20 protein-coding genes are annotated in these 26879 nt (G+C 74.4%); 7 read left to right on the top strand and 13 right to left on the bottom strand.

The genetic code is table 11. From position 1 onward, the window contains the following. Nucleotides 1-121 precede the first annotated feature (121 nt). From I6A81_RS18540 to I6A81_RS18510, 7 genes are all read right to left on the bottom strand, one after another. On the bottom strand, nucleotides 122-631 hold the full coding sequence (locus tag I6A81_RS18540; RefSeq protein WP_203007571.1) for a mycothiol transferase: 510 nt from the start codon (nucleotides 629-631) through the stop codon (nucleotides 122-124). 235 nt (nucleotides 632-866) lie between these two features. Further along, a complete protein-coding gene (locus I6A81_RS18535) occupies nucleotides 867-2270 on the bottom strand; it encodes an acyl-CoA carboxylase subunit beta (protein ID WP_203007570.1) in 1404 nt (467 codons plus the stop codon). Between the two features lie 390 nt (nucleotides 2271-2660). Continuing rightward, entirely contained in the window at nucleotides 2661-3887 is a 1227-nt protein-coding gene (gene fabF / locus I6A81_RS18530; RefSeq protein WP_203007569.1) for a beta-ketoacyl-ACP synthase II, read from the bottom strand. Beyond that, nucleotides 3884-4132 (bottom strand): acyl carrier protein, encoded by a 249-nt coding sequence (locus tag I6A81_RS18525; RefSeq protein WP_203007568.1) that lies wholly within the window; start codon nucleotides 4130-4132, stop codon nucleotides 3884-3886. The genes fabF and I6A81_RS18525 overlap by 4 nt, the downstream gene beginning before the upstream one ends. 139 nt (nucleotides 4133-4271) lie before the next feature. Then, complete coding sequence (locus tag I6A81_RS18520; protein WP_203007567.1) at nucleotides 4272-5213, bottom strand: beta-ketoacyl-ACP synthase III; 942 nt, start codon at nucleotides 5211-5213, stop codon at nucleotides 4272-4274. Further along, nucleotides 5210-6256 carry an ACP S-malonyltransferase gene (locus I6A81_RS18515; protein ID WP_203007566.1) on the bottom strand — a complete coding sequence of 349 codons (1047 nt, stop codon included), beginning with the start codon at nucleotides 6254-6256 and terminating at the stop codon, nucleotides 5210-5212. Before I6A81_RS18515 ends, I6A81_RS18520 begins: the two co-directional genes overlap by 4 nt. A 381-nt stretch (nucleotides 6257-6637) precedes the next feature. After that, the gene (locus I6A81_RS18510; protein ID WP_203010247.1) at nucleotides 6638-8251 is read right to left on the bottom strand and encodes a helix-turn-helix domain-containing protein; all 1614 of its coding nucleotides are present in this window, start codon (nucleotides 8249-8251) and stop codon (nucleotides 6638-6640) included. Between the two features lie 127 nt (nucleotides 8252-8378). On the opposite strand from I6A81_RS18510, the gene I6A81_RS18505 reads away from it, so the two are divergent. Beyond that, on the top strand, nucleotides 8379-8924 hold the full coding sequence (locus I6A81_RS18505) for a lytic transglycosylase domain-containing protein (protein ID WP_203004829.1): 546 nt from the start codon (nucleotides 8379-8381) through the stop codon (nucleotides 8922-8924). A gap of 185 nt (nucleotides 8925-9109) precedes the next feature. On the opposite strand, the gene I6A81_RS43550 is transcribed toward I6A81_RS18505, so the two are convergent. After that, nucleotides 9110-9787: a DUF222 domain-containing protein gene (locus tag I6A81_RS43550; RefSeq protein ID WP_203004828.1), complete on the bottom strand. Its 678-nt coding sequence runs from the start codon at nucleotides 9785-9787 to the stop codon at nucleotides 9110-9112. Between the two features lie 387 nt (nucleotides 9788-10174). On the opposite strand from I6A81_RS43550, the gene I6A81_RS18495 reads away from it, so the two are divergent. After that, the gene (locus tag I6A81_RS18495; protein ID WP_238429682.1) at nucleotides 10175-11584 is read left to right on the top strand and encodes an MFS transporter; all 1410 of its coding nucleotides are present in this window, start codon (nucleotides 10175-10177) and stop codon (nucleotides 11582-11584) included. 123 nt (nucleotides 11585-11707) lie between these two features. On the opposite strand, the gene I6A81_RS18490 is transcribed toward I6A81_RS18495, so the two are convergent. Beyond that, nucleotides 11708-14209 carry an AAA family ATPase gene (locus I6A81_RS18490; protein WP_203004827.1) on the bottom strand — a complete coding sequence of 834 codons (2502 nt, stop codon included), beginning with the start codon at nucleotides 14207-14209 and terminating at the stop codon, nucleotides 11708-11710. Between the two features lie 60 nt (nucleotides 14210-14269). Beyond that, nucleotides 14270-14926 carry a hypothetical protein gene (locus tag I6A81_RS18485; RefSeq protein ID WP_203004826.1) on the bottom strand — a complete coding sequence of 219 codons (657 nt, stop codon included), beginning with the start codon at nucleotides 14924-14926 and terminating at the stop codon, nucleotides 14270-14272. A 562-nt stretch (nucleotides 14927-15488) separates the two neighbouring features. Here I6A81_RS18485 and I6A81_RS18480 point away from each other — a divergent pair. Then, on the top strand, nucleotides 15489-16814 hold the full coding sequence (locus I6A81_RS18480; protein WP_203004833.1) for a hypothetical protein: 1326 nt from the start codon (nucleotides 15489-15491) through the stop codon (nucleotides 16812-16814). Between the two features lie 389 nt (nucleotides 16815-17203). On the opposite strand, the gene I6A81_RS18475 is transcribed toward I6A81_RS18480, so the two are convergent. The 3 genes from I6A81_RS18475 to moaA form a co-directional block, all read right to left on the bottom strand. Beyond that, nucleotides 17204-17467: a DUF6457 domain-containing protein gene (locus I6A81_RS18475; protein WP_203004825.1), complete on the bottom strand. Its 264-nt coding sequence runs from the start codon at nucleotides 17465-17467 to the stop codon at nucleotides 17204-17206. A 195-nt stretch (nucleotides 17468-17662) separates the two neighbouring features. Then, nucleotides 17663-18283: a molybdenum cofactor guanylyltransferase gene (gene mobA / locus I6A81_RS18470; RefSeq protein WP_203004824.1), complete on the bottom strand. Its 621-nt coding sequence runs from the start codon at nucleotides 18281-18283 to the stop codon at nucleotides 17663-17665. A 75-nt stretch (nucleotides 18284-18358) separates the two neighbouring features. Continuing rightward, on the bottom strand, nucleotides 18359-19345 hold the full coding sequence (gene moaA, locus I6A81_RS18465; RefSeq protein ID WP_203004823.1) for a GTP 3',8-cyclase MoaA: 987 nt from the start codon (nucleotides 19343-19345) through the stop codon (nucleotides 18359-18361). Between the two features lie 379 nt (nucleotides 19346-19724). On the opposite strand from moaA, the gene ppgK reads away from it, so the two are divergent. The 4 genes from ppgK to I6A81_RS18445 all read left to right on the top strand — a co-directional run bounded on the left by ppgK (nucleotide 19725) and on the right by I6A81_RS18445 (nucleotide 26810). Then, nucleotides 19725-20540: a polyphosphate--glucose phosphotransferase gene (gene ppgK / locus I6A81_RS18460; RefSeq protein ID WP_203004822.1), complete on the top strand. Its 816-nt coding sequence runs from the start codon at nucleotides 19725-19727 to the stop codon at nucleotides 20538-20540. Nucleotides 20541-21203: 663 nt separating this feature from the next. Next, on the top strand, nucleotides 21204-23972 hold the full coding sequence (gene sepH / locus I6A81_RS43545; RefSeq protein ID WP_238429680.1) for a septation protein SepH: 2769 nt from the start codon (nucleotides 21204-21206) through the stop codon (nucleotides 23970-23972). A gap of 350 nt (nucleotides 23973-24322) precedes the next feature. Beyond that, nucleotides 24323-24520: a DUF7455 domain-containing protein gene (locus tag I6A81_RS18450; protein ID WP_203004821.1), complete on the top strand. Its 198-nt coding sequence runs from the start codon at nucleotides 24323-24325 to the stop codon at nucleotides 24518-24520. 493 nt (nucleotides 24521-25013) lie between these two features. Continuing rightward, nucleotides 25014-26810 carry a YhjD/YihY/BrkB family envelope integrity protein gene (locus I6A81_RS18445; protein WP_307874743.1) on the top strand — a complete coding sequence of 599 codons (1797 nt, stop codon included), beginning with the start codon at nucleotides 25014-25016 and terminating at the stop codon, nucleotides 26808-26810. Nucleotides 26811-26879: the final 69 nt, after the last annotated feature.

Genomic DNA, 26879 nt, shown 5'->3' with positions numbered 1-26879 from the left:
GGGCGCCGCCGCGGGGGGGGGGCGCCGCCGGCCCCCCCCCCCCCGGCCCGGGGGCGGGGTGGGCAGCGGCGCGACGCCGTCCCGTGCCTCCCGCGCCCCGGTCCGCGTCAGCCGGCCCGCATCAGCCGCCCAGCAGGAGACCGCGCAGCAGGGCGGCCTGGCCGGCGTGCTGGAGGTCGTCGGCGATCACGCTGACCAGCCGGACGCCCAGCGTCACCGGCGGCTCCCAGCTCTCGTCCACGACCCGGTCCAGGTCGGCGTCGGACAGGCCCGCGACGAACCGCAGCGTCTCGTCGTGCACGGCGTCGTAGTAGCCGGTGAGCAGGGCCGGGCCGGCGACGCGCACGCTGTCGACCTCGGCCGACGTGTGCCCGTAGCCGTGGGACTCCGGCGGCAGCGGCAGGGCGAACCGGTCGTACCAGCCCGCCGACGTCCACACCTGCTCCCGGCCCGCGACCTCGGCGACGTGGTCGTCCTGCACCCGGGTCAGATGCCAGACCAGCCAGGCCACCGAGTTCGCCCGCCCGTCGAGGCGGTGGTTGAGCCGCTCGGCGGACAGCCCCGCCACCGCCTCGTGCACGACCTCCCTGATCCGCCCGAACGCGTCCACGAGCACCTGCGCGCTGGTCATCGTCGTCCCTCCTGGCGACAGGCCGCGGAGCCAGCCGCCACCATCACCCCGAGGCCCCGCTGAGCCTGCCAGACCTGCCGCCGCAAGGCGCCCGGATACCCGCCCGCGCGCCGGACTCGGTCCACCATGGGCGGGCCGCATCGTGGACTGGGCCGCCATGGGAAACGCCCGGGCCCGTCGGGTGTGACGGGGCCGGGCGTCCGCATGCCTGGGCGGCGCCGGGGCCGCTGGCTGACTACAGCGGGATGTTGCCGTGGACGTTCTTGTCGGGGCGGCCCGCGGCCAGCGCGTCCGCGATGGCGGCGGCGACCGCGCCGCGGGTGTCGATCGGCTCGACCACCGCGTCCACGACGCCGAGCTCCACGGCCTTGTCGACACCGCCGACGGTGACCGCGTGCTCCTCGGCCAGGTTCTTGATGACCTCCGGCTGACGCTGCGCCGGCACCGCGGCGATCGTGCGCCGGTGCAGGATCTTCACCGCGGCCTCGTGGCCCATGACCGCGATCTCGGCCGTCGGCCAGGCGTAGACGGCCGTCGCGCCCAGGCAGGAGGCGTTCATCGCGATGTACGCGCCGCCGTACGCCTTGCGGGTCACCACCGTCACCCGCGGCACCGTGGCCTCGGCGAACGCGTAGAGCAGCTTCGCGCCGCGGCGCACCACGCCCTCCCACTCCTGGCCGACGCCGGGCAGGTAGCCGGGCACGTCGACGAGGACGATCAGCGGGACGCCGAACGAGTCGCACAGGCGGACGAAACGGGCCGCCTTCTCCGCCGACAGCGAGTCCAGGCAGCCGCCGCGACGCAGCGGGTTGTTCGCCACGACGCCGACGGTGCGCCCGCCGAGCCGGCCGAGCGCGGTGACGATGTTGCGGGCCCACTTCGGGTGGAGTTCGACGAAGCCGTCGTCCACCATGCCGCCGACCAGGGGCCGCACGTCATACGCGCGCCGCGGCGACTCGGGCAGGAAGCTGGCGAGCTCGCGCGGCTCCACCTCGCCGATGTCGCCCTGGTCGGCGAGCAGCGCGGCGATGTGGCGGGTCGTCTCGATCGCCTGGTCGTCGGACTCGCAGGTCAGGTGGACGACGCCGCTCTTCTTGGAGTGCGTGTCCGGCCCGCCGAGGCTGTCGGCGGTGCAGTCCTCGCCGGTCACCGAGCGGACCACGTCCGGGCCGGTGACGAACACCTTCGCGTCCGGCCCCATGATCACGAGGTCGGTCAGCGCCGGGCCGTACGCGGCGCCGCCGGCGGCCGCGCCGAGCACCAGCGAGATCTGCGGGATCCGGCCCGACGCGCGCACGATCGCGGCGAAGACGCGGCCCACGCCATCCAGCGAGGCGACGCCCTCCTGCAGCCGGGCGCCGCCGGAGTGCCAGATGCCCACCACCGGCACACCCATCCGGGCCGCGGACTCGATGGCGTGGACGATGCGCGCACAGCCATCGCGTCCCATCGCGCCGCCCTGCACCGTGACATCCGTGGCGAACGCGACGACCTCGTTGCCGTCGACCAGTCCCTGCCCCGCGACGACGCCCGACGTGTCGGGCGCGGCGAACAGGTTGACGGAGTCTTCGTCAAAGAAGCGGTGCAGTCGGGCAATGGGGGTACGGGGGTCGACGAGTTCCATCGTGGACAGACTCACCGGGTAATCTCCTTAGCCTGCGACGGCGAACAGTCTGCTCCTGGGCAGCCGGTCCGCTGCGCGCGGCCGACCGCGGTGCACATCCTTGTTACGCGGGGCGATCTCGCGGTTACGTAGGGGCGATTTACGCCTCCCCCGCCAACCTCCGCTCGCTCCGGCGACCCGCTGACGCGGATCCCTGGAGCCCCGCGGAGATCAGCGGGTACCCCGGCCCGTCGGCCTGCACGCGGGCGGCACGGGATCACCGAAAAACCCGCCAGGCCATCGGCGCCGTCGTTGGCGCCATGAACGCCACGGGACCCGTCGGATGGTCCATATCCGGATACGGACCACCCGACGATTCCCGAACCTCCGGAACAGCGGTGAACTGGCCGTTCACCGCGCCCGCTCTCAGGGCGTGAACGCCAGGCAGACGTCGTGTCCGCCGAACCCGAACGAGTTCGACAGCGCCGCGCCCGACTTGATGGTCCGGTTGTCGATCCGCGCCACGTCCAGCTCGACCTCGTCATCGAGCGCGTCGAGGTTGCGGGTCGCCGGGACGATGCGGTCCCGCATCGCCAGCACCGTGATCACGGCTTCGACGGCACCCGCCGCGCCGAGCAGGTGCCCGGTCATCGACTTCGTCGCCGTCACCGCGGTCCCGGCCGCCGCCGAGCCAAGGGCCATGTGCAGCGCCCTGGACTCCGCGACGTCACCGGCTGGGGTCGACGTCGCGTGCGCGTTGACGTGCACGACGTCGGCCGGGGTCAGGTCGCCGGTCTCCAACGCCTCCTGAATCGCCCGGGCGGCTCCGGCGCCGGTCGGCTCAGGGGCGGCCACGTGATATGCGTCCGAGCTGATCCCGGCCCCGGCCAGGTAACCGTAGATCCGGGCGCCTCGGGCCAGGGCGTGCTCCTCGGCCTCCAGTACCAAAATCCCGGCGCCCTCGCCGAGCACGAACCCGTCGCGGGCCTTGTCGAACGGCCGCGAGGCCAGCGTCGGGTCGTCCTCGCGCTTCGACAACGCCTGCATCTGCGCGAACCCGGCGATCGGCAGCGGAGCGATCGCCGCCTCCGTGCCACCCGAGATGACCACGTCGGCTCGGCCGTACTTGATCAGATCGTAGGCGAGCGCGATCGCCTCGGTACCCGACGCGCAGGCGCTGACCGGCGCCCGCACCCCGCCCTTGGCGCCGAACGCCAGGCCGACGGTAGCCGCCGGGCCGTTCGGCATCAGCATCGGCACCACGTGTGGAGTCACCTTACGGGCTCCCTGCTCGCGCAGCACGTCGTGCTGGGAGAGCAGGGTCAGCACGCCGCCGATGCCGGAGCCGACCGAGGCGACCAGCCGCAGCGGGTCGACCTCGGGCGAACCGGCGTCCGCCCAGGCCTCCCGGGCCGCGACCAGCGCCATCTGCTGGGTCCTGTCGAGCTTGCGGGCCTCGACGCGCCCGAGCGGTGGCTCGACCGCGAGCGGGGCGGCGATGCGGACCGGCACCGTGTCGATCCAGTCCTCGGTGAGCAGGCGCACGCCCGACCGGCCGGCGAGCAGGCCCTCCCATGTGGACGCCACGTCGCCCCCGAGCGGAGTGGTCGCCCCGAGGCCGGTCACGACGACCCGCCTAGGGGACCTGGTCACGCCGCGACACCCGCCCGCTGGATGTACGACACAGCGTCACCCACGGTCTTGAGGGTCTTCACGTCGTCGTCCGGGATCTTGACGCCGAACTTCTCCTCGGCCGCGACCACGACCTCGACCATCGACAGCGAGTCGACGTCCAGGTCGTCGATGAAGGTCTTCTCGGGGGTGACGTCGGAGGGGTCGACGCCGGCGACCTCCTCGAGGATCTCGGCGAGACCGGCGAGGACATCAGTCTGGGACATCGGGGACCTTTCTTGATCGGGCAGTGAAGTGCGGGTCAGAGTGCGGATGTCAGCCGCGGGCAATGATTCCTTCGGTCGAGCGGGGCTCGACACCGGGGTGCGGCGAGCGGGGGTTGCCCGTCCCGCCCACCCACGCCCTTCAGGGGCATCGGATGACCTGGCCACAGTAGGTCAGCCCGGCGCCGAAACCGAACAGGAGGACCGGGTCGCCGCGCCGCAGCTCACCGGCGTCCAGCAGGCGGGACAACGCGAGCGGGATGCTCGCGGCCGAGGTGTTGCCCGAGTCGACGACGTCGCGGGCGACGACCGCGTCCTTGGCGCCCAGGCCGTTCACGAGCGCCTCGATGATGCGCAGGTTGGCCTGGTGGGGCACGATGCCGGCCAGCTCCTCCGGGGCGACCCCGGCCCGCTCGCAGATCCTGCGCAGCGCCGGGACCAGCGTGATCGCCCAGCGGAAGACCGCCTGGCCCTCCATCCGGAACAGGTTGTCGCCGTGGCCGGGTACCCGGATGACGTCCGGCCGGGAGCCGTCGTGGCCCCAGACCGCCGGGCCGATCTCGTCGCGCTCGCCCGGCCCGACCACCGCGGCGCCGGCGCCGTCGGCGAGCAGGATGCACGTCGACCGGTCGTCCCAGTCGACGTAGTCGGACAGCTTCTCGGTCGCGACCACGAGCACGTGCCGGGCCGTCCCCGCGCGGACCGTGTCCGCCGCCTGGGACAGCGCGTAGCAGAAGCCGGCACAGCCGGCGTTGATGTCGAGCGCGCCGGCGGCGTTCGCGCCGATCCGATGCGCGATCTGCGGGGCGGCGCCCGGGATCTGCGACGGGCTGGTGCAGGTCGCCGTGATCACCAGCTCGACGTCGTCCGCGGTGATCCCGGCCGCGGCCAGCGCCTTCTCGGCGGCGGCCGCGCCCATCATCACGGTGGTCTCGTCCGCGTCGGCGATCCGCCGGGTGGCGATGCCGGTGCGGCTGCGGATCCACTCGTCGGAGGTCACCACCCGCTGGGCCAGGTCGTCGTTGGTGACGACCCGGACCGGCCGGTACGTGCCGAAGCCGAGTACCCGTGCTCCCGTGCTCATGCGAGCTCCCCCGCGGTCGGCGTGACTCGGTCAGTGGCGCTTTCAGTGACACGGTCAGTGGTGCCGGCGGGGACGGGCTCGCTGGCGGGCGCGGGGATCGTCACGGCGGCGGGCCCGAGGTGCTCGGCGAGCAGCTCCCGGGCGGCGGCCAGGTCAGCGGGGCTCTTCACCGCGAGGGCCTTCACGCCCGGCAGCTCCCGGCGGGCGATGCCGACGAGCGTGCCGGCCGGCGGCAGCTCGATGACGGCCGTCACGCCCAGCTCGCGCAGGGTGGCCATGCACAGGTCCCAGCGCACCGGCGCGGAGACCTGGCCGACGAGCCGGCCGAGCATGTCGGCGCCGTCGGTCACGACCGCCCCGTCCGCGTTGGAGACCTGGCCGAGCCGCGGCGTGCCCGCGCGCACTCCCGGGGCCACCTCGGCGAGCGTGTCGCGGGCCGAGGCCATGAAGTGGGTGTGGAACGCGCCGGCGACCGCCAGCGGGCGGACCCGCGTGCCTGCGAGCGGCTCGCCGGAGAGCTTCGCCAGCGCGTCCAGGTCACCGGCCGCGACGATCTGGCCGGCGCCGTTGCGGTTGGCGGGCGTGAGTCCCAGGCCCTCGAGGTGCGCGGCGACCTCCTCCGGGTCGCCACCGAGAACCGCCGACATGCCGGTCGGGGTGCGCGCCGAGGCCTCGGCCATCGCCCGGCCGCGCAGCGCCACCAGCACCAGCGCGGTCTCGGCGGGGAGCGCGCCCGAGAGCACGGCCGCCGTGATCTCACCCACGCTGTGCCCGGCGACGAGCGGCGCGCCGGCCGGCACGGCGCCCGGAGCGGGCAGGCCCAGCTGCTCGGCCGCGAGCAGGCCCGTCGCGACGATCAGCGGCTGCGCGACCGCGGTGTCCTTGATGGTCTCGGCGGCCGCCTCCGTGCCCAGCTCGACGAGGTCGAGGCCCGCGGCGGCCGAGAACCAGCGCAGCCGCGCGGTGGCGCCCGGAAGGTCGAGCCACGGGTGGAGCATGCCTGGGGTCTGGGCGCCCTGGCCGGGTGCGAGGATCGCGAGCACCTATCTACCTAACCCTTCACGGCCGCCGGCTGTCGCTGGTGGCCACTCACCGATGTGCCGACGGCTCTTTGTAGAGCTCCTACAAACCCGAGACCCTGAACGGGTACCTTAGCCACCCGGCGAGACTCGGGCCGATAATCGTGTGACAGGGCCGTTAAGTCGGGCGATGTGACCGTTCTCGCAGGGACGGCGACCCGATCGACGGCCATGTTCGCATCGCGCGACCTGTAGGTCACGCACGAGGTGAGTCGCTGTGTTCCTGACATACAGCCGCCTTCCCGGCGGGTCATCAGAGACCGTCGCGCCCCGGCCGCGCGCTCGCGCTCGCCGGTCGTACCGGGTCAGCCCGAGGCCGGCGGCGTCAGCCCGAGGCCGGCGGCGTCAGCCCGAGGCCGGCGGCGCCCGGTGGCTCGCCAGGCGCGCCGCCTCGAGACGACCCAGCAACAACGCGATGTGCAACGTGAAACGCTGCCGATGGTCGCCTGTGTCCAGCCCACAGACTTCCGTGGCCTTCCGCAACCGATAGCGCACCGTGTTCGGGTGAAGGTAGAGCGCCTTCGCGGTCGCCTCCAGCGAGGCGCCGAAATCCAGATAGGTGCCCGCCGTCTCCAGCAGCGGCGCGCCGGCGTCGCGCAGCGGGAGGTACACCTCGTCGATGAGCACGCGCCGCGCCCGCTCGTCGCCGGCGAGCGCGCGCTCCGGCAGCAGGGCGCGCGCCGTCACCGGCCGCGGCGCGGCCGGCCAGGCGGCGACGACGTCGGCCGCGGCGATGGCCACGCGCGCCGACTCGGCGGCGCCGCCCAGGTCCGCCGTGACCGGGCCGACGACGACCGGCCCCGGCCCGCACGCCGACATCAGCACCTGCGCGGCCGTCATCACCGAGTCGACGACCGGCGCGGCGGCCGCGCCCCCGGCGGCGCGGCGGGCCGGCCGGCTCGGGTCGCCGGTCGCGGCGGCCACCGCGCGCGCCGCCGCCTCCCGGGGCACGCCACCCGCCGGGTCACCATCCCGCCCGGCCGCGGGCGCCGCCCCAGGGGAACCCGCCGTCACGGGCCCGGCCGGCTCGCCGGCCGGGCCAGGCACGGGGCCGGGCCCGGCCTCGATCCCGTGCTCGTCCAGTCGGAACCGGCCCCCGACGACCATCACCAGGCGCTGGTTGTGCACGCCGGTGAGCACTTCGAGCCCAGCCGCCCGCGCCAGCCGGTGCACCTCGTCGACGACCGCCTCCGGGGCCTGCGGCGGCGCGTCGCCGACGACGACGGTCACCGCCGGCGGGTTGCGCCAGCCGACCGCGGCCGCCCGCGACGACAGCGCCCGGTCCTGGTCGCCGCGCACGACGTGGTCGACGACCAGCGCCTCCAGCCGGGCGTCCCAGGCGCCGCGTTCCTCGGCGACCCGGGCGTAGACGACGGCGCCGGCGAAGGCGATGTCGCGGGAGTAGCGCAGCACGTCGGCGAGCACCCGCTGCTCGTGCTCCGGCTCGACGATGTTCGGCACCTCCGCCTCGATCGTCTCGACCGCGATCCGCACCAGGTCGACCAGCCGCCGGAAGCTGACCGCGCGCACCAGCTCCCGTGGCGCCACCCGGAACACGTCGCTCGACAGCTCGCGGGCGTGCTCCGGGCGTCGGCACCACTCGACGAACGACGCGATGCCCGCCTGCACCACCAGTTGGATGTCCGCTCGATACCGGGCCGACAGGCCCGGGTACCAGGGCAGCAGCTCGGCCATCCTGGCGACGGCCTTCGTCGCGAGCAGCCCGCTGGCGCGCTCGATGCGGCGGATGACCGCGTCGTTGGACCCGCCGGCCGCCTCGCCGTCGCGGCCGGCCGAGCCGTCCCGTGGCGCCACCTGCGCGGGCACGCCGTTCGCCTGGTGGACCGCCGGCGGGCCGAGCGCCGCGTCGGCGGACGGGCCTTCGGGTACCACCGGCCGCGCCGTCGCGCCGCGGGCGGATGCCGATTCGGCCGGAGGCTGCGTCACGGCGTACAGCATGCCCCACGTCGGTCTCGCGAGCGGTCCGACGAGACGGCGCGCACGAACAGGCGGCCCAGGGCCCTGGTGGCGACGAGCCAGGAGCAGATCCCGGACAACGCGGCGGTTCGACGGCGAGAATGAGGCGATGTCCCGTCAACGGTCGCCCCGAGCCCCGGTTCTCGTGGCGGGCCTGGTCTGTGCGCTCGCCTTCGTTCTCGGCGGCTGTTCACAGGTACTGCCGCTCCAGCCCGTCAGCGAGATTCCCGCGGACCTCGTACCCGTCTTCCAGGAAGCCGCGAGCGCGTACGGCCTGCTGACCCCGGCCCAGCTCGCCGCGCAGGCCCGGGTCGAGAGCCGTTTCGACTCGTCGGCGGTCTCACGGGCCGGCGCCGTCGGAATGATGCAGTTCCTGCCCAGCACCTGGGCCGAGTTCGGAATCGACGGCGACGGCGACGGGGTCGCCGACCCGCTCAACCCCCTGGACGCGATCCCGTCCGCCGCTCATTACGAACAACACCTCGCCGGCCTGGTCAGCGACCTGCCCGGAGACCGCGTCTCCCTGATCCTGGCGGCCTACAACGCCGGTCCGAACGCCGTCCGCGCCGCCGGCGGCATCCCCGACTACGCCGAGACCAAGGCCTACATAGCCAAGATCCACTCCTGGGCCGAGACGTACGAGGAGGAGATCTGACGGTCGTGCCCCAGCCGTCGCCGCGGCGCCGAGTCGCCCTCGCCCGGATTCCCGGGAACGGAGGCGAGGTGCTCTGATGGGCGTCCGGCCCGGCCCGGGCCGGGCCGGCGACCGCGCTGGTTGGGCTCCTTGCTTGTTGACCGGCCGAGTTCGTGCCCGGCGGGGTTCCTCCTCGGCCGGCGCCGTCAGGCCTCGGCGATGTCGGTCCAGGTGCTGACGACGCGGGCGACCTGGCGAGGGGTCATCCAGGCCGCGGCCCGAGCGAAGATCGGGTCGGCGCGCCGAGCCAGCTCGAGCCGGTCGGGCCCGGTCAGACCGGCGCCGCCGGCCCGCGGCGAACCCCGGCCGACGGCCGGCGCGATCGCCCGGACGTGCTCGAAGCTGATCGTGCCGGCGACGAACGCGGCTCGGGTCGCGGGCAGGTCGCGCAGCGCCCGCGCGACCGTGAGCAGGTGCGTCGAGGTGGGGGCGTTCATCCGGCATTCCCGGCGCAGCCAGGAGGCGGCCGAGGCCGCCCCGTCGGCGAGCCACAGCGAGCGGCGGTCGAACTCGCCGACCAGCAGCACCCAGCGGGCCGTCGTCGCGTCGACGGTCGCCCGGCCCTCGATCACGGCTGTCGCGAGCTCCAGGTCGGAAAGCCGCGCCGGGTCGACCGCCGCCTCGCCGGGACTCGGCGGGGCGTCGTCGTCGAGGCCCGAAGGGCCGGCGTCGCCGCGTTCACCACCCGTGCCGGCCGGCCGCGCCTGGAGACCCTCCGCCGGCGGTCGCGGGCCAGTGGGCGCCTCCCGCGCCGCGCCCGCGCCGGCGTGGCCGGGGATCTCGGGATCGGGCGCGCCCGCGCGGTCGTCGGGGACCTCGGTCACCGTGCCACCCCCTCCGTGGCCAGCGCGCCCCGCGTGCCGGTCCCGGGCTCACCGCCGTCACCAGGGCACGTTTCCCTGACGACGGTGGCGGTACCGGGAAGCTGGCCCACGGGCACGGGCTCACTGGCGATTCGAACGTATGTTCGTATTCTACGGGATAACTCGACCCGCCACCAGAGCGCCGTTGTCCGTCAGTTGTGCCTCTCATCCGGTCGACCGACGGGCGCTCGCGCCGAATTTCCATCAAGGGACCGCCCGGCCGACCGACGCCCCCACCCCCCTCACGCCGCCGAGGCGATCCCGCCCCAGGCCGAGCCAGGCGTAGATAGTTAACTGATGTGAAATAACTATCTGGCGGGCGGCGTTACGGCTGGCGGAGGTGGATGGATGGTGTCGCGGAAGCCAGCCCAGGACGACGGGGAGACGATGACGCTGGTCGCGCCGGCAGGCGGCGACGGCCCGCCCGCCCCCGCGGGGCTCCGCTCCCCCGCCTCGGCCGGCCCGCCGGTGGGGGGAACCTTCGCCGCGCTGCGCGTACCGAACTACCGGCGGTTCCTGACCGGTCAGATCGTGTCGATGTGCGGGACCTGGATGCAGACGGTGGCGCTCGGCTGGCTGGTGCTGTCGCTCGGCGCGTCCGGCACCATGCTCGGCGTCGTCACCGCCGCGCAGTTCCTGCCGATTCTGCTCTTCGGCGCATATGGCGGTCTGATCGCCGACCGGACCAACACTCGCAAGCTTTTGGCCTGTACGGCAGTCGTGCAGGCGCTGCTCGCCGCGGTCCTTGGGATCCTCGTCATCACCGACGTGGTGGCACTATGGATGGTGATCATCTTCGCCGCCGCTCTTGGCCTCGCCCAGGCCGCGGACAACCCGGCGCGGCAGACCTTCGTGCAGGAGATGGTCGGGCGCCAGACGCTGCCCAACGCGGTCTCGCTCAACTCGGTGACGATGAACGCCGCCCGCGTCATCGGCCCGGCGCTCGCCGGCGCCACCATCACCCTGGTCGGCACCGGCGTCTGCTTCCTGCTCAACGCGCTGTCGTTCGCCGCGGTGCTCGTGGCGCTGGGGAGGCTGGACGTCGCGGCGCTGCGCCCGACGCCGCGCGTGCCCAGGGCGCCGGGCCAGATCCGCGAGGGCTTCCACTACGCGATACGCACCACCGGGATCCGGATCCCGCTGCTGATGATGGTGCTGACCGGAACGCTCGCCTACGAGTTCCAGGTGACCCTGCCGCTGGTCGCCCGGGAGACCTTCCACGGGACCGCCGCCACCTTCAGCCTGCTGACCGGCGCGATGGGCGCGGGCGCCGTGGCCGGCGGCCTGCTGGTGGCGCGCCACCGGGTCACCGGAGTGCGGGCGCTGATCACGGTCGCCGCGGCCTTCGGCGTCCTGCTGTTGGCGTCCGCGGCCGCGCCGACCCTCACCATCGCCGTCGGCGCGCTGGTCCTCACCGGCGCGGCGAGCGTCGCGTTCATCTCCGCGGGGAACGCGACCGTGCAGCTGTCGGCCGACCCGCGGATGCGCGGGCGGGTGATGTCGCTGTGGTCGATGGCCTTCCTCGGCACCACTCCGGTCGGCGGCCCGATCGCCGGCGCCGTCGCGCAGACGTTCGGCGCCCGGGCCGGACTCGTGCTGGCCGGCGTCGCCGCGCTGGCCGCCGCCCTGATCGGTCTGGCCTCGCTGCGCCGCGTCACGGCCGCGGCCTCCCTCCCGGCGGGCGCCACCCGCGGCGCCGAGCAGGCGCCCCCGCCGGCCGGCCAGCCGGCCTCGCGCGCCGGCTGCCTGCCCGCCTGAGCAGCCGCGGACGCGAGCCCGTCGCCGCCTCTGGCCGGGGCTCGCCGGTCGGCGGGCTCGCCGTGGGCGAGCTCTCGGTCGGCGGGCTCTCGGTCGGCGAGCTCGCCCGTGGGTAGCGCGGGCTCAGGCGCCCGGCTTCCTCCACTCGGACTCCGGCCGCGCCCGTACCGACGACGTCGGCGAGGCCGGCGTCGGACCGGGGGGCGCGCTGGCGGCGACCCGGTCGAGCTCGGGCATCCGACGCCGGTCGTGACCGGGGGCGTCGAGGTGCTCGCGCAGCGCGTTGTCGTGGTACTCCTCGGCGATCTCCCTGAACTCGGGCTCGTGGTAACGCCGGCCGTCGACGGTCGGGCCGAGCCGGCCCTCCATGATCGCCTCGACGTCCTCGCCCCAGATGGTCTTGTGCGTCTCCAGCGCGTGGGTCAGGGCGAGCACCTCGTGCCGGTTGGCCTCGAGCACCTCCTCGGTCCGCTGGTAGAGCTCCCGCAGCTTCGTCTCCACCTGCTCGCCGAACGGGCGGTCGCCGTCGACGGCGACCGGGTTGATGGGCATGGTGTCCGCCAGGCTCAGCCAGGACGAGATCGTCTCGCCCATGGCCGCCATGGAGATGTTCCGGGAGACGAGGAAGGTCGCGGCGCGCAGGTCGCCGCCGACGCCGACGGTGTTGTCGCCGTCGAAGAACATCCGCTCGCCGACCAGGGAGGCGAGCGACACCATCACCTGGACCTCGACCTCGGACTTCCACTGGAACATGCTGTCCTCGAGCTTCACCGAGGCGACGAAGCCGCCGACACCGCCGCGCCGCTCGATCGTCGCCATGTCGATGACCCGGCCGCGCTGCAGCCGGTAGGCGACGACGGCGTGGCAGGCCTCGTGCAGGGCGATGCTGTGCCGCTCCCGCTCGATGTGCTCGTGGTCGTCGGGCAGGCCGTGCTCCTTGATCACCCGGGCCCGCAGGATGTCCGCCCAGGCGATGACCTCGCGGCCGTCCTTGATCGCCTGGGACAGCGCCTCGTTGACGGTGTCCTTGATCGTGGCGCCGGTCGCCTCGGTGCTCATCGTCGCCAGCCGCTCGACCTGCTCGGCGGTGAGCTCGTGCTTCACCTTGGCCAGGTAGCCCTCATAGGTCCTGATCCGGCCCGCCTTGCTCGGGTAGCCGACCTCGTACTGCCGGTCGATCCGGCCCGGCCGGAGGAACGCCTCGTCGAGCGAGTTCGGCATGTTGGTCGCCATCATGATCAGGATGCGGTACTTCGGCGGCGGCTTGGGCTTCATGCCCAGGGTGCGCCGCACCACCCGGTTGAGGAAGCCGCGCGGCTTCTTCAGACCGGACATCTCGGCGAGCAGCGCCTGCAGGGTGCCCATGTCGCCGCCGCCACCCATGCCACCCATGATCACCTTGTGGACGTCTCCGCCCCGCTCGGGCGTGGCGGCCCCCCGCCCGCCGAGGCCGGCCACCGCGGCGCGGTGCGCCACCAGCTCGTCGCGGGCGTGGTCGGACAGGTAGTGCACGCCGTTGCAGCCGAGGTCGTCGAGGCGGTCGGCGTAGGACGCGGCCCGCCAGCCGTGCGCCCCCAGCGTGACGTCGCGCGCCGGGCGGGCGGGCTCGGCGCGGCGGTTGAACCCCTGGGCGAGTTGGCCACGGTTGCCGAGGCTGTCCGCCTCGTCGAAGAAGGCGATGACGCCGCCGTAGCGCAGCGAGAGCTTGCGGAGTCGGCGGAACAACGACTTGACCTTCAAAATGCCTACACCCATGAACATCGCCTGGAACGCGCCCGGGTCGATGAACACGTAGGGTTTGCCGGTCTCCCCCGCCACCGCCTCCGCGATGAGTGTCTTGCCGGTTCCGGGCGGGCCCCACAGCAGGATGCCGCCGGGGACATAGCCGCCCTTGCTCTCGATCTCCTCCGGGTGCTCCAGGTAGAAGACGTTCTCCCTTACCCGGGAGACGACGTGGTCCTGGCCCCAGACGTCGGAGAACCGCGTCTTGACGTCGTCGGGGTAGTAGACCTCCACCCCGCCCTTGGACATGAACCAGAAGATCGCCACGAACTGGCCGACCACGATGAACAGCAGCAGGACGACCTGGAGCAGCATCGGGATCGCGCCCCAGATCGAGCTGGGCACCGCGACCACGGCGTCGAACATCGACTTGTGGGTGATGCGCGCATAGATGAACAGCGTCACCAGCAGCGTCACGACCCACTTCGCCGCCCGGCTCATCCGGAAGCGGTCCCAGTCGTTGAACTTCAGCATCCGGCGCTCGGCCCGGCCGAAGACCCGGTCGGTCCAGAACACGTAGTACTTCGACGAGCGCTCGCCGATGGCCATGTGGACCTGGCGGACGACCTCGACTCCGATCAGCGCGAGCAGCCACCAGCTCCGCTCGGCCTCAATACTGATCGCGTCGGCCCAGGTCATCAGCGGGTTGCCGGAAACCTGCGCCGCGACGACGAAGGCGAACAGGCCGCCCAGCAGGATGAGGAACTTCGCCCGGTCCCACGGCGCGAGCCGCTTGCGCACCGGGCCGGACGGCCCTGCCTGCGAGGCCGCGCCGGTCGACGAGGCCTCGGCCCCGTCGCCGGCCGCCTCGGCGACCGTCCCCGCGAGGTCGTTGTGGTCCATGACTATCGCCTTCAGTCCGTCGGTACGTCGCTCGTCAGGTCGTCAGGGTCGTCAGGGTCGTCAGGTCGCCGGCTTGATCGTGAAGGAGTTCAGGACCTCGCTCACATCCGGGCGGTTCTGCAGGTAGCACCACGCCGTGCAGGTGAGCACCAGCTGGTAGAGCACCGTCTGGTCGCGGTCGAGCAGGCTCGTCTGGTCGATGGTCGCCAGGCCCGCCGTCGTGGCGACCTGGTAGACGAGGTGCACGCCGTGCACGCCCCCGTCCTTCTTGACCACCTCGTCGACCAGCAGCAGGAAGGCGGGCCGCAGCCGCGCGTTGATCGGGTCCTGGCGGATCGCCTCCTCCTGGGCCGCGACCGCCGCGTCGACCGACACCAGCAGGTCGCGCAGGCTGTTGGTGGAGATCGTGTTGGCTTCCTCGGGCAGCAGCTGGCGCACCTGGAGGAAGCCGTTCGGCAGCTGCGCGTCCGGGGCCAGGGCGCTGGTCGGCTCGGTGCTCCCCGAGGCGTCGAGCTTCGTCATCCACTGGCGTTGCGAGAGCGCGATGTACATGTCCGGGCTCATCTCGCGCGCGTCGATGCCGAGCAGCTGTGGGTCCTGGATCTGGACCTGGCTCCAGCCGTCCGGCAGCTTGGCGTAGACGCCCGCGGACTTGTTCGTCACATACCTGTCGTTGGCCGACCCGCAGGCGGCCGTGAACAGGAGCGCGCCGGCCACGACTCCCGCGACAGCGACCCTGACAACGGACGACCAACCACGCCGACCGGATGCTCCCGCGACCACGGCAAACCTCCACCCGATATGAGGTCGAATCCATGGTGCGGCACTGAGCCATGGTCAAACTACGTTTTCACAAAAGTATGCCCCGGACCGGCCCGGTCCGCACTGTCCGGACAAATGCGATAGGGGCACACTCTCCGCACCAGAAGCGAGTACCCAGCGTCACGCTTGCTGGCTCCACACTGCGATGCCGTCCACCACATCGCCACTGGACGTGACCGAATACCGTCGCGACAACGGGACCATCCACCCATCACGTCACAACTCGGGCGGACGCCTCCACGTCTCTTAACGTTCCTTAAAATCACCGGTAACACATGACAGTTACAACAGGTTAATCCGTATGCGGTCGTCCGAGCCGCCGGCCGCTTGTCGCCGCTTGTCCCACATCCGCGGCAAGCCCGGTCACGACCGGGCCCATCGGCCCGACGCCGGGTGGACACCACGAACCCACGGGCGCGCCGGCCGCGCCGCTGTCCGGTAGGGCACACTGGTCGACATGGCGCGTACGCGGTCAGCCGGGGGCAATGACGCGTACCGCGACGACCCCGGCCAACGGGCGCCTTCTCGAGCGGCGGCCCGCCAGAGCGGCGGCGGGCGGCACGTCCTGGGGCTCTTCGCGGTGGTCGCCGTGTTCGGCCTCGTCGGGCTTACCCTGTGGCGGCCGATCACCGCGCTGGCCGCCGTCCCGGTGATCGCCGTGCTCGCGCTGATCGTCCGGGCGGCCGTGCCGGTACCAGCGGCGGCCACGGCGACCCGCCGGCCGGCACGGGCCCGCTCAGCGAACGACGCCGAGCCCGCCGCGGCCACGCCCCCCCGGGGCATGCCGGCCCGGCTCCCGCGGCCCAGCTCATCGCGGTACAGCGATCGTCCTCCCTACGACCAGGAGGCCGACCAGCCGCGGTCGCCCGCCGGGCAGCGACGCGCGACGCCGCCTGCTCCGGCCGGCCCCTACCGGGCCGCCGGTGGGCGTGAACGCGACGAGGCCACCCGACACCCCGACGAGCCGAGGCGGACATCCCGGCGGCCCGACACTCCATCGGCCGCCCGCTACGACGACGGCGACGACCGCGGCCCGCGCCGCCGCGGCGACGGCTACGGCGAACAGGCGCGGCGCCCGGCGGGCTGGGAACCCGCGGGCACGCCCGAGCGCGGCCCCGCGCCGCCTGGGTACCCGAGGGAGTGGCACGGTCCGCCCGAGCCCCGTCACGAGCGCCAGGCCCCCGGCCACGCCCAGCCCGCGCCGGTCGCCGGACCCGACGACCGGTACGTCGCGGGGCCGGGCGAGCCGGGCCGCGTCGAGGGCGGCTACCCACCCGGCCCCGGCGGCTACCCGCCGGCCCGGCGTCCCGACGGCCGCTACCCCGCCGACGAACCCCGCGGCGCGGACGGGCGGCCATCCACGCCCGACGCCCGCTACCCCGGCCAGCCCCGCGGCCGGGAGGACGACCACGGCGACGGCTATGGCCAGGGGTACCGCGGCCGCGACCAGTACCCGGCCGCCGCCGGCGAGCGCGACGGCCATGACGACCACGGCGGCGGCTACGACCACGCCGACGGCTACGACCACGCTGACGGCGCTCACGGCGGCTACGCGGACGAGGGCTACGCGGATGAGTACGCGCCGCCCGGGCGGCAGGGCCGGGGCCGGGGGCGACGCGGCGCCCCCGGCGAGACGACCCGCTGGCGGGGCTGGCGGAACCAGGACTGGGACGAGGAGCCAGAGGGCGAGCCGGAGCCGGAGCCGGACGAGGACATGATGCACACCATGGCGATCGACATGCGTGGCTACCTCGACGACACCGGCAGCTTCCGGATGCCATAGGGCGGTCGGCTCAAGGTCGCCCTAGGGGCGACCATCCGGACCTCCCAGATCGGCTCCGCAAGCTCCACCGATCCGGCAGGAACCCCGGCTCCGCCGTCGGGGCGCTGAGCGCCCCGACCCACCTGGTACTGAGCCACCCCCAGATACCGGGGGCCAGACCAACCCCAGGTCGGGATCCCGGCCAGTTTCGTCGCCAACAACGCGGGCTCGGTCGCTTGCGCGACCATCGCCGCTCCCGCGGGACCACGGGCGGGGCGCTGGGCGCCCCAGCCGAGCTGAGTACTGGCGACACTCGCGTGTCCGGAGGCGGTGCCGGTTGGGATCTGGCCAGATCTCGCCGGCTGATGGCGCCGGGCGCCGGGCGTCGGGCCGGACATTCTCGGTGAGGGTCAGTGCTCGGTGGGCGGCGGGGCGGAACCGTCGTCAGCGAGCAGGGCGCGGACCGTGCCGACGGCGTCGGCGACCGCCGCGGGCGTCCCGCCAGCGCGGCCGGCGGCCAGGCCGACCAGGAAGGCGGTCAACGGCGCGGCGGGGCGGGCGACGCCGTGCGCGACGTCCCGGGTCAGGTCAAGCAGTTCGGCCACGTCGACCGCGGCCGGGTCCAGCCCCAGCGCGGCGCCGGCCCTGGCGACCCACTCCTCCAGTGCGCTCACCGGCTCCTCGCCCCGCTTCCTGCCGCATCCCTTGGCCCGCGTGTCCCGCCGTGCCCTCCGGCCATACCTACCAGGAACCTACGCGCACGCGAGGCTTCGCCATGATCGCGTACCCTCCGGCCATGCCCGCCAGCGGCCCGCGGGCACGCGAGGCTTCGCCATGATCGCGTACCCTCCGGCCGGGGACGGCGCGTCTCACAGCCCCATCTTGGCGGCGAGGGCACGCGCGGTCATCAGGTCCTGCTCGGCGTCGCAGTCCAGGCAGCCACGTGCGTCCGCCGGCACCCGCGCGACCGTTCGGCCGGCGAGCAGCGCGCGCATCGCCCGCCCGGCCGGCTCCGCCGGCAGGGCAGCCCGCAGGGCGTCGACCCGCCAGACGGCCGCGAGCGGCTGGTCCCGCCCATCCGGGTCGACCAGCAGCGCCACGTCCGCGTCGGGCCCGGCTGAGGGCGTCGTCGTCATCTCCGCGCGCAGCGCGGCGAGATGGGCGGGGGTGAGGAACGGCATGTCGACGGCGAGCACGACGACGAACGGAGCGCGCACCCACGCGAAACCGGCCGCGAGACCGGCCACCGGGCCACCACCTGGCGGGTCCTCCACGGTCTGGACGACCCGGGCGCCATACCGGTCCAGTTCGAGCCGGGGCGGCCCGACCACCACCATCCGGCCGACAGCCGGCTCGGCGGCGAGCAGCGCGGACAGCACCCGGCCGAGCAGGGTACGCCCGCCGACCGTTACCGCCGCCTTGTCGGCCCCGCCGAGCCGGCGCCCCCGCCCTCCAGCCAGCACCACGGCGTCCCAGCCGTCAGCAGCCATACCAGCCATGATGCTCCAGCCGCCCGGAGTGGCCCCATGAAGAGGCGCTGGTCGGAGCAACTCGACAAAGTCCTACTAGCCGCCGATCGCGGACATGGGCCGGTCTGGCTGCTGGAAGTTCGGCTCGCCGATGCCGTGCCCCGGCCGCTTGCCCCAGACGGCCTTGCGCCAGCGTTCGGCGATCTCGTCGTCGCTCGCGCCGGAGCGCAGCGGGGTGCGCAGGTCACTTTCCTCGCGAGCGAACAGGCAGTTGCGCACGTGGCCGTCGGCGGTAAGCCGGACCCGGTCGCAGGCGGCGCAGAACGGCGCGGTGACCGAACCGATGACGCCGACCCTGGCCGGCCCGCCGTCGACGGCGAACAGCTCGGCCGGGGCGGAGCCTCGGCCGCCCAGCGGCGTGAGCTGGAACTCGGCGTGCAGGGCCGCGAGTATCTCCGCGGCGGTGACCATGGTCGAGCGCTGCCAGCCGTGCTGGGCGTCCAGCGGCATCTGCTCGATGAACCGGAGCTCATAGCCCCGTTCCAGGCACCAGCGCAGGAGCGTCGGCGCCTCGTCCTCGTTGACGCCGCGGGTCAGGACCGCGTTGACCTTCACCGGAAGCAGGCCCGCGGCCTCGGCGGCGGCGAGCCCGGCGACGACGTCGTGCCAGCGGTCCCGCCGGGTGATCGCGACGAACCGCTCCGGGTCAACCGTGTCCAGCGAGACGTTGACCCGGTCGAGGCCCGCCGCGCGCAGCGCGCCGGCGGTGCGCGCCAGGCTGAGGCCGTTGGTGGTCAGCGAGAGCTCCGGACGGGGCCGTAACCCGGCCAGCCGGCCCACCAGTTCGGGCAGACGCGGGCGCAGCGTCGGTTCACCTCCGGTGAGCCGGACCTCGGTGACGCCGAGGCGGTCGACGGCGATCCCGACCAGCCGGACGACCTCGTCGTCGGAGAGGACGTCGGCCCCGGGGAGCCAGGGCACTCCTTCGGCCGGCATGCAGTATGTGCACCGCAAGGTGCAACGATCGGTCAGGGACACCCGCAAGTCGGTAGCGACCCGGCCGAACGTATCGATGAGCTGCACGTCCAACAGCGTATGGGCGCGCGCCGACAGGCGGTCGCGGTAGCGCCGCCAGGCCTGGGACACTACGGCGGCACGGCGAAGTCGCCAGGCCGCCACTGGTCAGCGGCTTTCAGGACCAATGGCCTGAACTTCGGGCCGTCCACCCCTGGCCACGCCTACCGTCGCGCGCTCGAGGCATGCCACCCGGCACTGGGCCGGGCCGCCACGGGCCGCGAGGACCGGCCCGCGCGAGCGGGTCAGCCGGCGGCGGCCACGCAGCGAACTACCCGGAGACGGCGGCACGGGCATCGGCGGTCGTGGGACGGTGGAATGACCGCGACGGTGCCGGCTTCCGGCGCGTGGAGCGCCGGGAACAGCGCCGGAGATAGAGAGGGAACGGATGCGGGTCTTCGGGGTCGACATCGGTGGGTCCGGCATCAAGGGCGCGCCGGTGGAGACCGACGACGGCACCCTGGTCGCGCCGCGGGTGCGCCTGCCCACCCCAAGTCCTGCCGAGCCCGCCGCCGTCGCCGCGGTGGTGGCCGAGGTGGTCGGGCAGTTCGGCTGGCAGGGCCCCGTCGGCGTCGCCTTCCCCGCTGTCGTGCGGGGCGGAGTCGCCCAGACGGCGGCGAACGTCTCGTCAAGCTGGATCGGTACCGACGTCGCCACCACGCTCGCCGAGCCGCTCAGCGGCCGGGAGATCACGGTGATCAACGACGCGGACGCGGCCGGCGTGGCCGAGATGGCGTTCGGTGTCGGACGCGACGTGCCTGGGCTGGTCGTGATGACCACGTTCGGGACGGGCATCGGCACCGCGCTGTTCCTGCACGGGCAGCTCATCCCGAACACCGAGCTCGGGCACCTGGAGCTCGGGGGCCACGACGCGGAGACCCGGGCCTCCGACGCCGCCCGTGAGCGTGAGGACCTGTCCTGGGAGCACTGGGCGAAGCGCGTCAGCCGCTACCTGGGCCACCTCGAGGCGCTGCTGTGGCCCGACCTGATCATCATTGGCGGCGGGGTGAGCAAGCGGGCCGACAAGTTCCTCCACCTGCTCACGGTGCAGACCAAGGTCGTGCCAGCCCAGCTGCGCAACGAGGCAGGGATCATCGGGGCGGCGATGTCCGCGGGCGTCGACCAGACCCGCCCGCGCGTCCCGTCTCGGGCCGTCCGCCGACGCCCGCCGGCCACCCGCCCGCCCGGCGGCCGCCGCCCCTGAGCAGCCGATCCCCAGGCCACGGTCGCGAGCCGCTCCGCCCTGAGAGCGCCGTCCCGTGGACACGGCGCCTGGCTGGCCGGGCCCGCACGGCGATCGAACGCGAAGCGCCAGGCGACGGCGGCCTGCCCGCGCCAGCCCAGCCACCCGCCCGACCCGTGATCGGGATCGGACTCGGCCGCGGCTGCGGCCGCGGCTGCGCGGACCGACTTCGGCGCGGGTCCGGGCGGGCACGGAGCGTCCGCCCACGCGGGGGCGCTCCGCGCTCCCGCGACACGCCGGGACGGCCCGGTGAACATCGCCGCGACCCGGTCATGGCGGCAGACTAGGCGTGTCGGTGCCCGGCACGGGCCAGCCGGCCAAAGGAGGTGCGACCATGCTTTTTGGTCGCGCCAGCCGCGGCCGCTGTCCTGGGGCACACCGTCGCGGGCTCCTCGTCCGCGCGCCCATCGCTTCCACGGCCACCACCCCGAGGACCTTCACCCGGCCCAACCGGGGACGGGTTCGGCGCACCTGACGGGTTCGGTGCGCCCCGGCGGCGGCGACGCGCGACGATGTGCGGCGGGCCACGGCCCGCCGGCGGTGGGCGGCTGTGGGCCAGTATGACCACGGCGCGGGCGCCGGCCGGGCACGGGCGGTACGGCGGTGACGGGAGGAGATGGCGCCATGCGCGAGCTGCGGGCGGTCGCACTCAGCGAGGACGGCGGCTACCTCGTGCTCGCCGACGCGAACGGCCGGTCCGACGCCGAGCAGTTCCGGGTGCCCGTCGATGACCGGCTGCGCTCGGCGCTGCGCGGCGCGCGGCGCAGCGAGGTCCGCACCGAGAGCGCGCTGACCCCGCGGGAGATCCAGGCCCGGCTGCGGGCCGGCGAGACCGCGGCGGACGTCGCGCGCGCCGCGGGAATCCCGGTCGAGCGGGTCGAGCGCTACGAGGGACCCGTGCTGGCCGAACGCGCTCGGGTCGTGCAGGAGGCCCGAGCGGCGCTGCTGCCGAAGGATCCGGGCGGCGCGCCCGGGCGTCCGCTCGGCGAGGTCGTCGACGCCCGCCTGCTGGCCGGGCAGGACGACCCGGAAGCCGCCCAGTGGGACGCCTGGCGGCGGGTGGACGGGATCTGGCTGGTGCAGCTCACCTCGGAGAGCCGGTGCGCCCGGTGGACCTGGGACCCGGTGGTCCGCCGGGTACGGCCGCACGACGACGCGGCCCGCGCGCTGGTCGCTCCCGACCCGGCCGACGGCCAGGCGGCGGGGCTCGCGCCGGCCGCGAACGCGCCGGCCGCCGCTCGTCAGAGCCCTCCAGCGCTGGCCCTGGTGCCCGACCCGATGCGCGAGCGGGCGCCCGTCGAACCTCGCCCGGCGACCGCGCCCGCCACCGAGGCGCGCCCCCGCTACGCCCAGCCGGCGCCCTTCCCCGCGGCCGAGTACCCGGAAGCGCAGGGCCCGGCGGCAGAGCACCCTCCATACCCAGCGATGCCGTACCCGGCGGCCCCCTACCCGCCGGCGGCCTTCCCTGCCGCGCCGGCGCCCCCGGAGCGGCTCTACCCGGCGGCTCATCAGCCGGCGGCCCGCTACCCGTCGGCCGGCTACCCGGCGGAGCACCAGCCGCCTCAGGACGGGGCCGGGCCGGTGACGGGCGCGCCGGGCGGTCCCTACCAGGACCCGCTCGGCTACCCGCAGCCGCCACGGCCGGACCGCTACGCCGGACCCGCCGGGGGGACCGTTGGCTTCGCCGACCCCGCGGGGACCCCGCCGCCGGTCCGGCAGGAGCCCCGGGGTGGCTATCCGTCGGAACGACCCGCCCCGGCGGGCTATCCGCCAGTCCCGGCGCACGACGCCGAGGACCGCCCGTTCGCCCCGTTCCCAGGCGACCCGTATGCCGCGGAACCCACCGGCGCCCACCCGTTCGGTCGGGAGCCGTTCGACGAGCCGTTCCCCACGGGCCCGTTCGAGACGGGTGTCGGACGGGCGGAACCGGCCGGCCCGGCGGGACCGCCGCCGGCGGCCGGCCCCTTCCGGTTCCCCGCGCCCGAGCACCCCGCCGCCGGGGCGCGCTTCGGCCAGCCGCCAGCGGACGATCTCGATCTCGGGGTTCCGTTCGCGCCGCCGGCCGGCCGCCCACCCCGCCCGGCCGCGACGCACCGCCCGGCCAGGCCGCCCGCTCTCGACCCACGGCCGACCCGGCCGCTGGAGGGGCGCCGCTGGCCGGAGCGGGATGACACCGATCTGGACCTCGGGATGGACGCCGACCTGTTCGATGAGCCGGCGGACCACCTGAGCCCACCGAGGCCGGCGGTGCCGCGGCCCGCGACGGCGCCGCCCCGCGCGGCCACCGCGCCGCCGCGGCCGGTACCGCCCCGGCCGGCGGCCCCGCCACGGGCCGCGGTGCCGGCCCGGCCGGTCGCCGAGCCGGACCCAGTCCGGCCCGCCGTGAACGAGCCACCCGCCGCCGATGCGTCACCCGTCGCTCCCGGTTCGCCGCCGTCCCCGGCCACGCTCCCGCCCGCGGCGCGCGGCGCCACGGCCACGGCGCGAGCGGGCGTCCCCGGGTCCCCAGCCCCCGACTCCCTGGCCCCTGACGCCGTGGCCCCTGACGCCCCGGCCGAGGGCTCGGCCATCGACGGCCGAGCCAGGCAGCCCGGCATGAGCGCGCCCGTCACCGCCGCCGACCTCGACGCCGAGCCGACCGGGATCGAGCCGGTCGAGGTCGAGCCCGTCGAGGTCGAGCCCGTCGCCACGGCCGGACCGGCCCTGGCGGCCCCGCGAGCGCCACGGCGCGCGGTCGCGCCACCCCGGCCCGCCCGCGGCACGCCGGCCTCGACGGCGCCCCCCGTGGCGGAGGCCGCTGAGGCCGTCTCTGAGACCCTCCACGCGGCCGAGGACGTCGTGGGCGCCTTGGCCGCCGTCCAGGGCGCCACGAGCACGCTGGAGGCCGCCAGGGCGGTCGCGGAGCCGGTTCCCCCCTCCGCCGGCCCGGCGGAGGGGGCGGAGGCCGCCGTCGACCTCGCCGAGGACGAGCCACCGGCCGCCGAGAGCCCAGCCGCCGGCCCGCCGGCGGCCGAGACGCCCGCCAAGGTGCCTGCTTCCTCGGCCCAGGCCCGCCGCGCGTCGGCTGAGGAGGGCGCCGGGATGGCCAAGCCGGCCGCCGCGAAGGGCGACGTGACGAAAAAAACTCCTGGAGCCGCGGGCACCCGCGCGGCGTCCGCCGCCGCGGCGGCGAAGGCCGGCGAAAAGTCGGACAAACCGGAGAAGTCCACTGGGAAGAACCAGGACAGGACGCCCGGATCGGCCACTACGGAAGGTGAGGGGAACGGGACGGCCCAGCCATCGAACCGCCCTCGCAACGCCCCGCGCACCGGCGAACGTGCCGGAGGCGGTCGACGCGGACGCAAGTCGGTGCCAGCATGGGATGACATCGTCTTTGGCGCTCGTCGCACGTAGGCGGGCGGAACCCCCGAGGGGGCAACCCCTCGGACCCCTGGAACGGGGAACGGGACCAAGGGCCTATACCAGGCGAACTCGAAGGTCACAGTTTGTGATCCCGGGCATCCTGGCAGAGGTACCCGACGATCCTTGGGTGACGAAGACGGTTGTCTCGGCGGTCACAAGGGCGAGACCCAACGGGACGCGGTAAGGCCGCTCTGGACGCAACGGCGCCACTCCAGCCGGCATGACCCGGACGCCACGCGATCATGATCGACGTCGCGTGGCCGGAGGTCCTAGCGAAATGTGAGGGACCGCTCACACGGCCAGGCTGGAACGTCTGGCCGCCGGACACAGTTGGAGAGGGTGTGACTGGTACTACCACCAAGCCGACGCTGACCAACCTCGACAGGTGCGACAGGTGCGGCGCCCAGGCGTACGTGCGTGTCGTCCTGCCCGGCGGCAGCGACCTGTTGTTCTGCCGGCACCACGCCAAGTCGCACGATTCCAAGCTCCGCGAGATGGCTGTCGAGTACCACGACGAGACCGACAAGCTCACTGTCTGAGGCTTTCCGCGTTCGTGGAGGCTCCCACCGGTCCGCGCGGCCGAGACCGGTGGGAGACCTCTTCGGAGCGGCATCGCCGAGGCGCCCGTGAGCTGACTGTCCGACCATGTCCGCGGACCGCGGCGTGGGCCGCGCCTAGCGCGGGACAGTCGCGGTACGTACCCGGACCACCACGACGGAGCCACGATCTCCGGCCGCGGACGGTCCCACCAGCTAACTGAACAGTCCCAGCTCACCGAGCAGTGGCCATGGAGGGCATGTCGCGGGCGGCGACATGCCCTCCGCCGTCTTCCGGCCCGCCGCCAGGGCGCCACCGGGGACCACCTGAAGGTGGTGTGCCCAGCCGCCCGTGGCCGGCGGATGACTCCTCGGCAACAACGAGGGAACTTCGCGGGCACACCTTCGGATGAGCTGGCACTCCGAAGGTTGGACAAGGGTGCCGACCGCCGCATCGTCCACAACGGGTGGCCGCCAAGCCCGTACGGTTGGGGCCGTGACCACGGCCAACGAGCCCGCGCCCCCGGTGGGGCCGGCCCCCTTCCTGCTCGGGTCGGCACACGCCGGCTCGCGGGAGGAGCGCGCGCCTCACTCGGCGGGCGCCGAGGTGGTCGCGTCGGTCAGGTCACGGTCGCGGTTACCGATGCCCCCACGCTGGCGGCGAGGCCGCCGCTTGAAACCCGCCGCCGACGCCGATCAGGCGGGCAGCGTCCCGCACGGCGACGGGCAGGTCGATCCCACCCAGACCAACGGGCCCACCCAGACCAACGGGCTCGCCGGCGGCCGGACGAGGCCGGCCGGACCGACCGACGAGGCCCCGGCCGACGCTCCGGCGGGCGACGGGACGACCGGTCCCCAGACAGGCGGTGACCAGACGGCCGGTGACGACGCCCCGGCCCGCGGCACCCATCAGGAACTCTCGGGAGAGGGTCCTCCGGCCATCGACGGCTCGGCCGGCGCGGGGCTGGGCATGGACCACCCCGAGGCGGGCGACCGCCAACCGGGCGACGACCAACCAGGCGAGGGCGGCGGGCCGTCGGCGTCCTTCGCCGGCTCCGGAGCGGAGGCCGGCGCCGGCGCGCGCGCCGGCGCGGACCCGGACTCCAACGAAGACACCGACCCCGCGGGAGACACCGCCCCTGACGGAGACAGCGACCCCGACGGAGACAGTGACGGCGCGCGCACCGGCGCGGGCGGCGACCCCGGCACCGCTCTCGGAGACCACCCCGGAACTCGGGCACGCGCGACGGTGGCGCGGCGGCTGGCCTCGGGCGCGCGCCGCCGCGCGGTCGCGGCCTGGCGGGTCGTCGTCCGGGCCGCCTCCAACGCCTGGCGCGACCGGGTGCTGGGACTCGCGGCCGAGGCCGGCTTCTGGCAGCTGCTGTCGCTGCCGCCGCTGCTGCTCGCCCTGCTGGGCACGATCGGCTATATCGCCGACGCGCTCGGCTCGGACGCCATCGAGAGCATCCGCGAAAGCCTGCGACGCGGCGCGGACGACCTGCTGACCGCGACGGTCATCGACGACGTGGTGCTCCCAACCGTGAACCAGATCCTCTCGCACGGCCGGCCCGACGTGATCTCGATCGGTTTCGTGCTGTCGCTGTGGACCGGCTCGACGGCGATGGCGACGTACGTCAACACCATCACGATCGCCTACGGCCAGCGGGACCTGCGTTCCGCCGTGCGCAGCCGGCTCGTGGCGCTGCGGTTGTACCTCGCCCAGGTGATCACCGGAGTGATCATCCTACCGGCGCTGGTGCTCGGGCCGGGCATGCTCGCGAACCTGCTGCACGCCAACCGTCACCCACTCGTCGGGCTGTTCCTGCGGCAGGTGTTCTGGCCGATCGTGGCCGTCCTGGCGCTGGCGATGCTGGCGTCGCTCTACCACCAGTCGCTGCCGGAGCGCCGGCCGTGGCGGCGGGCCCTTCCCGGGGCGGTGTTCGCGCTGGTCGGCTGGCTGGTCGGCAGCTACCTGCTCCGGGTGTACCTGGAGTGGGTGTTCGGCGAGCAGCAGGTCTACGGCTCATTGGCCGCTCCGGTCGCCGCCCTGCTGTTCTTCTACATCACGGGGCTGGCGGTGCTGCTCGGCGCGGAGCTCAACGCCGCGCTGGACCAGCGTGGGGCGGACTCCTCCGCCGCGGCGCCTCCCGCGGACGGCGCCGGGCAGCCGGTGGACGCCGGGCAGTCGGTGGACACGGACCAGTCTCGGGCGGCCGCTCCCACGGCCGGCCCACCCGGCGACACCACGGGGACCGGCAAGCCGCGGGACCAGGGCGCGGCGCCGTCCGGCTGACGCGGACCGCCGCCACGGCGGCCGCGCGCTTCCTGGAGCGACCAGGGCGAGACGCGGAGAGGGCCCCTA

It is taken from the genome of Frankia nepalensis, assembly GCF_016786325.1.
In the GTDB taxonomy this organism is placed as follows: Bacteria; Actinomycetota; Actinomycetes; order Frankiales; family Frankiaceae; genus Pseudofrankia; species Pseudofrankia nepalensis.
The sequence above is the reverse complement of the archived record's forward strand: the minus strand, read 5'-3'. Positions and strand labels throughout refer to the sequence as shown.

What these genes read in the sequence shown, in the direction of transcription:
- I6A81_RS18540 (WP_203007571.1), bottom strand. Translation starts at nt 631, where the DNA reads ATGACCAGCGCGCAGGTGCTCGTGGACGCGTTCGGGCGGATCAGGGAG.
- I6A81_RS18525 (WP_203007568.1), bottom strand. Translation starts at nt 4,132, where the DNA reads ATGTCCCAGACTGATGTCCTCGCCGGTCTCGCCGAGATCCTCGAGGAG.
- I6A81_RS18520 (WP_203007567.1), bottom strand. Translation starts at nt 5,213, where the DNA reads ATGAGCACGGGAGCACGGGTACTCGGCTTCGGCACGTACCGGCCGGTC.
- I6A81_RS18510 (WP_203010247.1), bottom strand. Translation starts at nt 8,251, where the DNA reads ATGCTGTACGCCGTGACGCAGCCTCCGGCCGAATCGGCATCCGCCCGC.
- I6A81_RS18505 (WP_203004829.1), top strand. Translation starts at nt 8,379, where the DNA reads ATGTCCCGTCAACGGTCGCCCCGAGCCCCGGTTCTCGTGGCGGGCCTG.
- I6A81_RS18495 (WP_238429682.1), top strand. Translation starts at nt 10,175, where the DNA reads ATGGTGTCGCGGAAGCCAGCCCAGGACGACGGGGAGACGATGACGCTG.
- I6A81_RS18490 (WP_203004827.1), bottom strand. Translation starts at nt 14,209, where the DNA reads ATGGACCACAACGACCTCGCGGGGACGGTCGCCGAGGCGGCCGGCGAC.
- I6A81_RS18480 (WP_203004833.1), top strand. Translation starts at nt 15,489, where the DNA reads ATGGCGCGTACGCGGTCAGCCGGGGGCAATGACGCGTACCGCGACGAC.
- mobA (WP_203004824.1), bottom strand. Translation starts at nt 18,283, where the DNA reads ATGGCTGCTGACGGCTGGGACGCCGTGGTGCTGGCTGGAGGGCGGGGG.
- ppgK (WP_203004822.1), top strand. Translation starts at nt 19,725, where the DNA reads ATGCGGGTCTTCGGGGTCGACATCGGTGGGTCCGGCATCAAGGGCGCG.
- sepH (WP_238429680.1), top strand. Translation starts at nt 21,204, where the DNA reads ATGCGCGAGCTGCGGGCGGTCGCACTCAGCGAGGACGGCGGCTACCTC.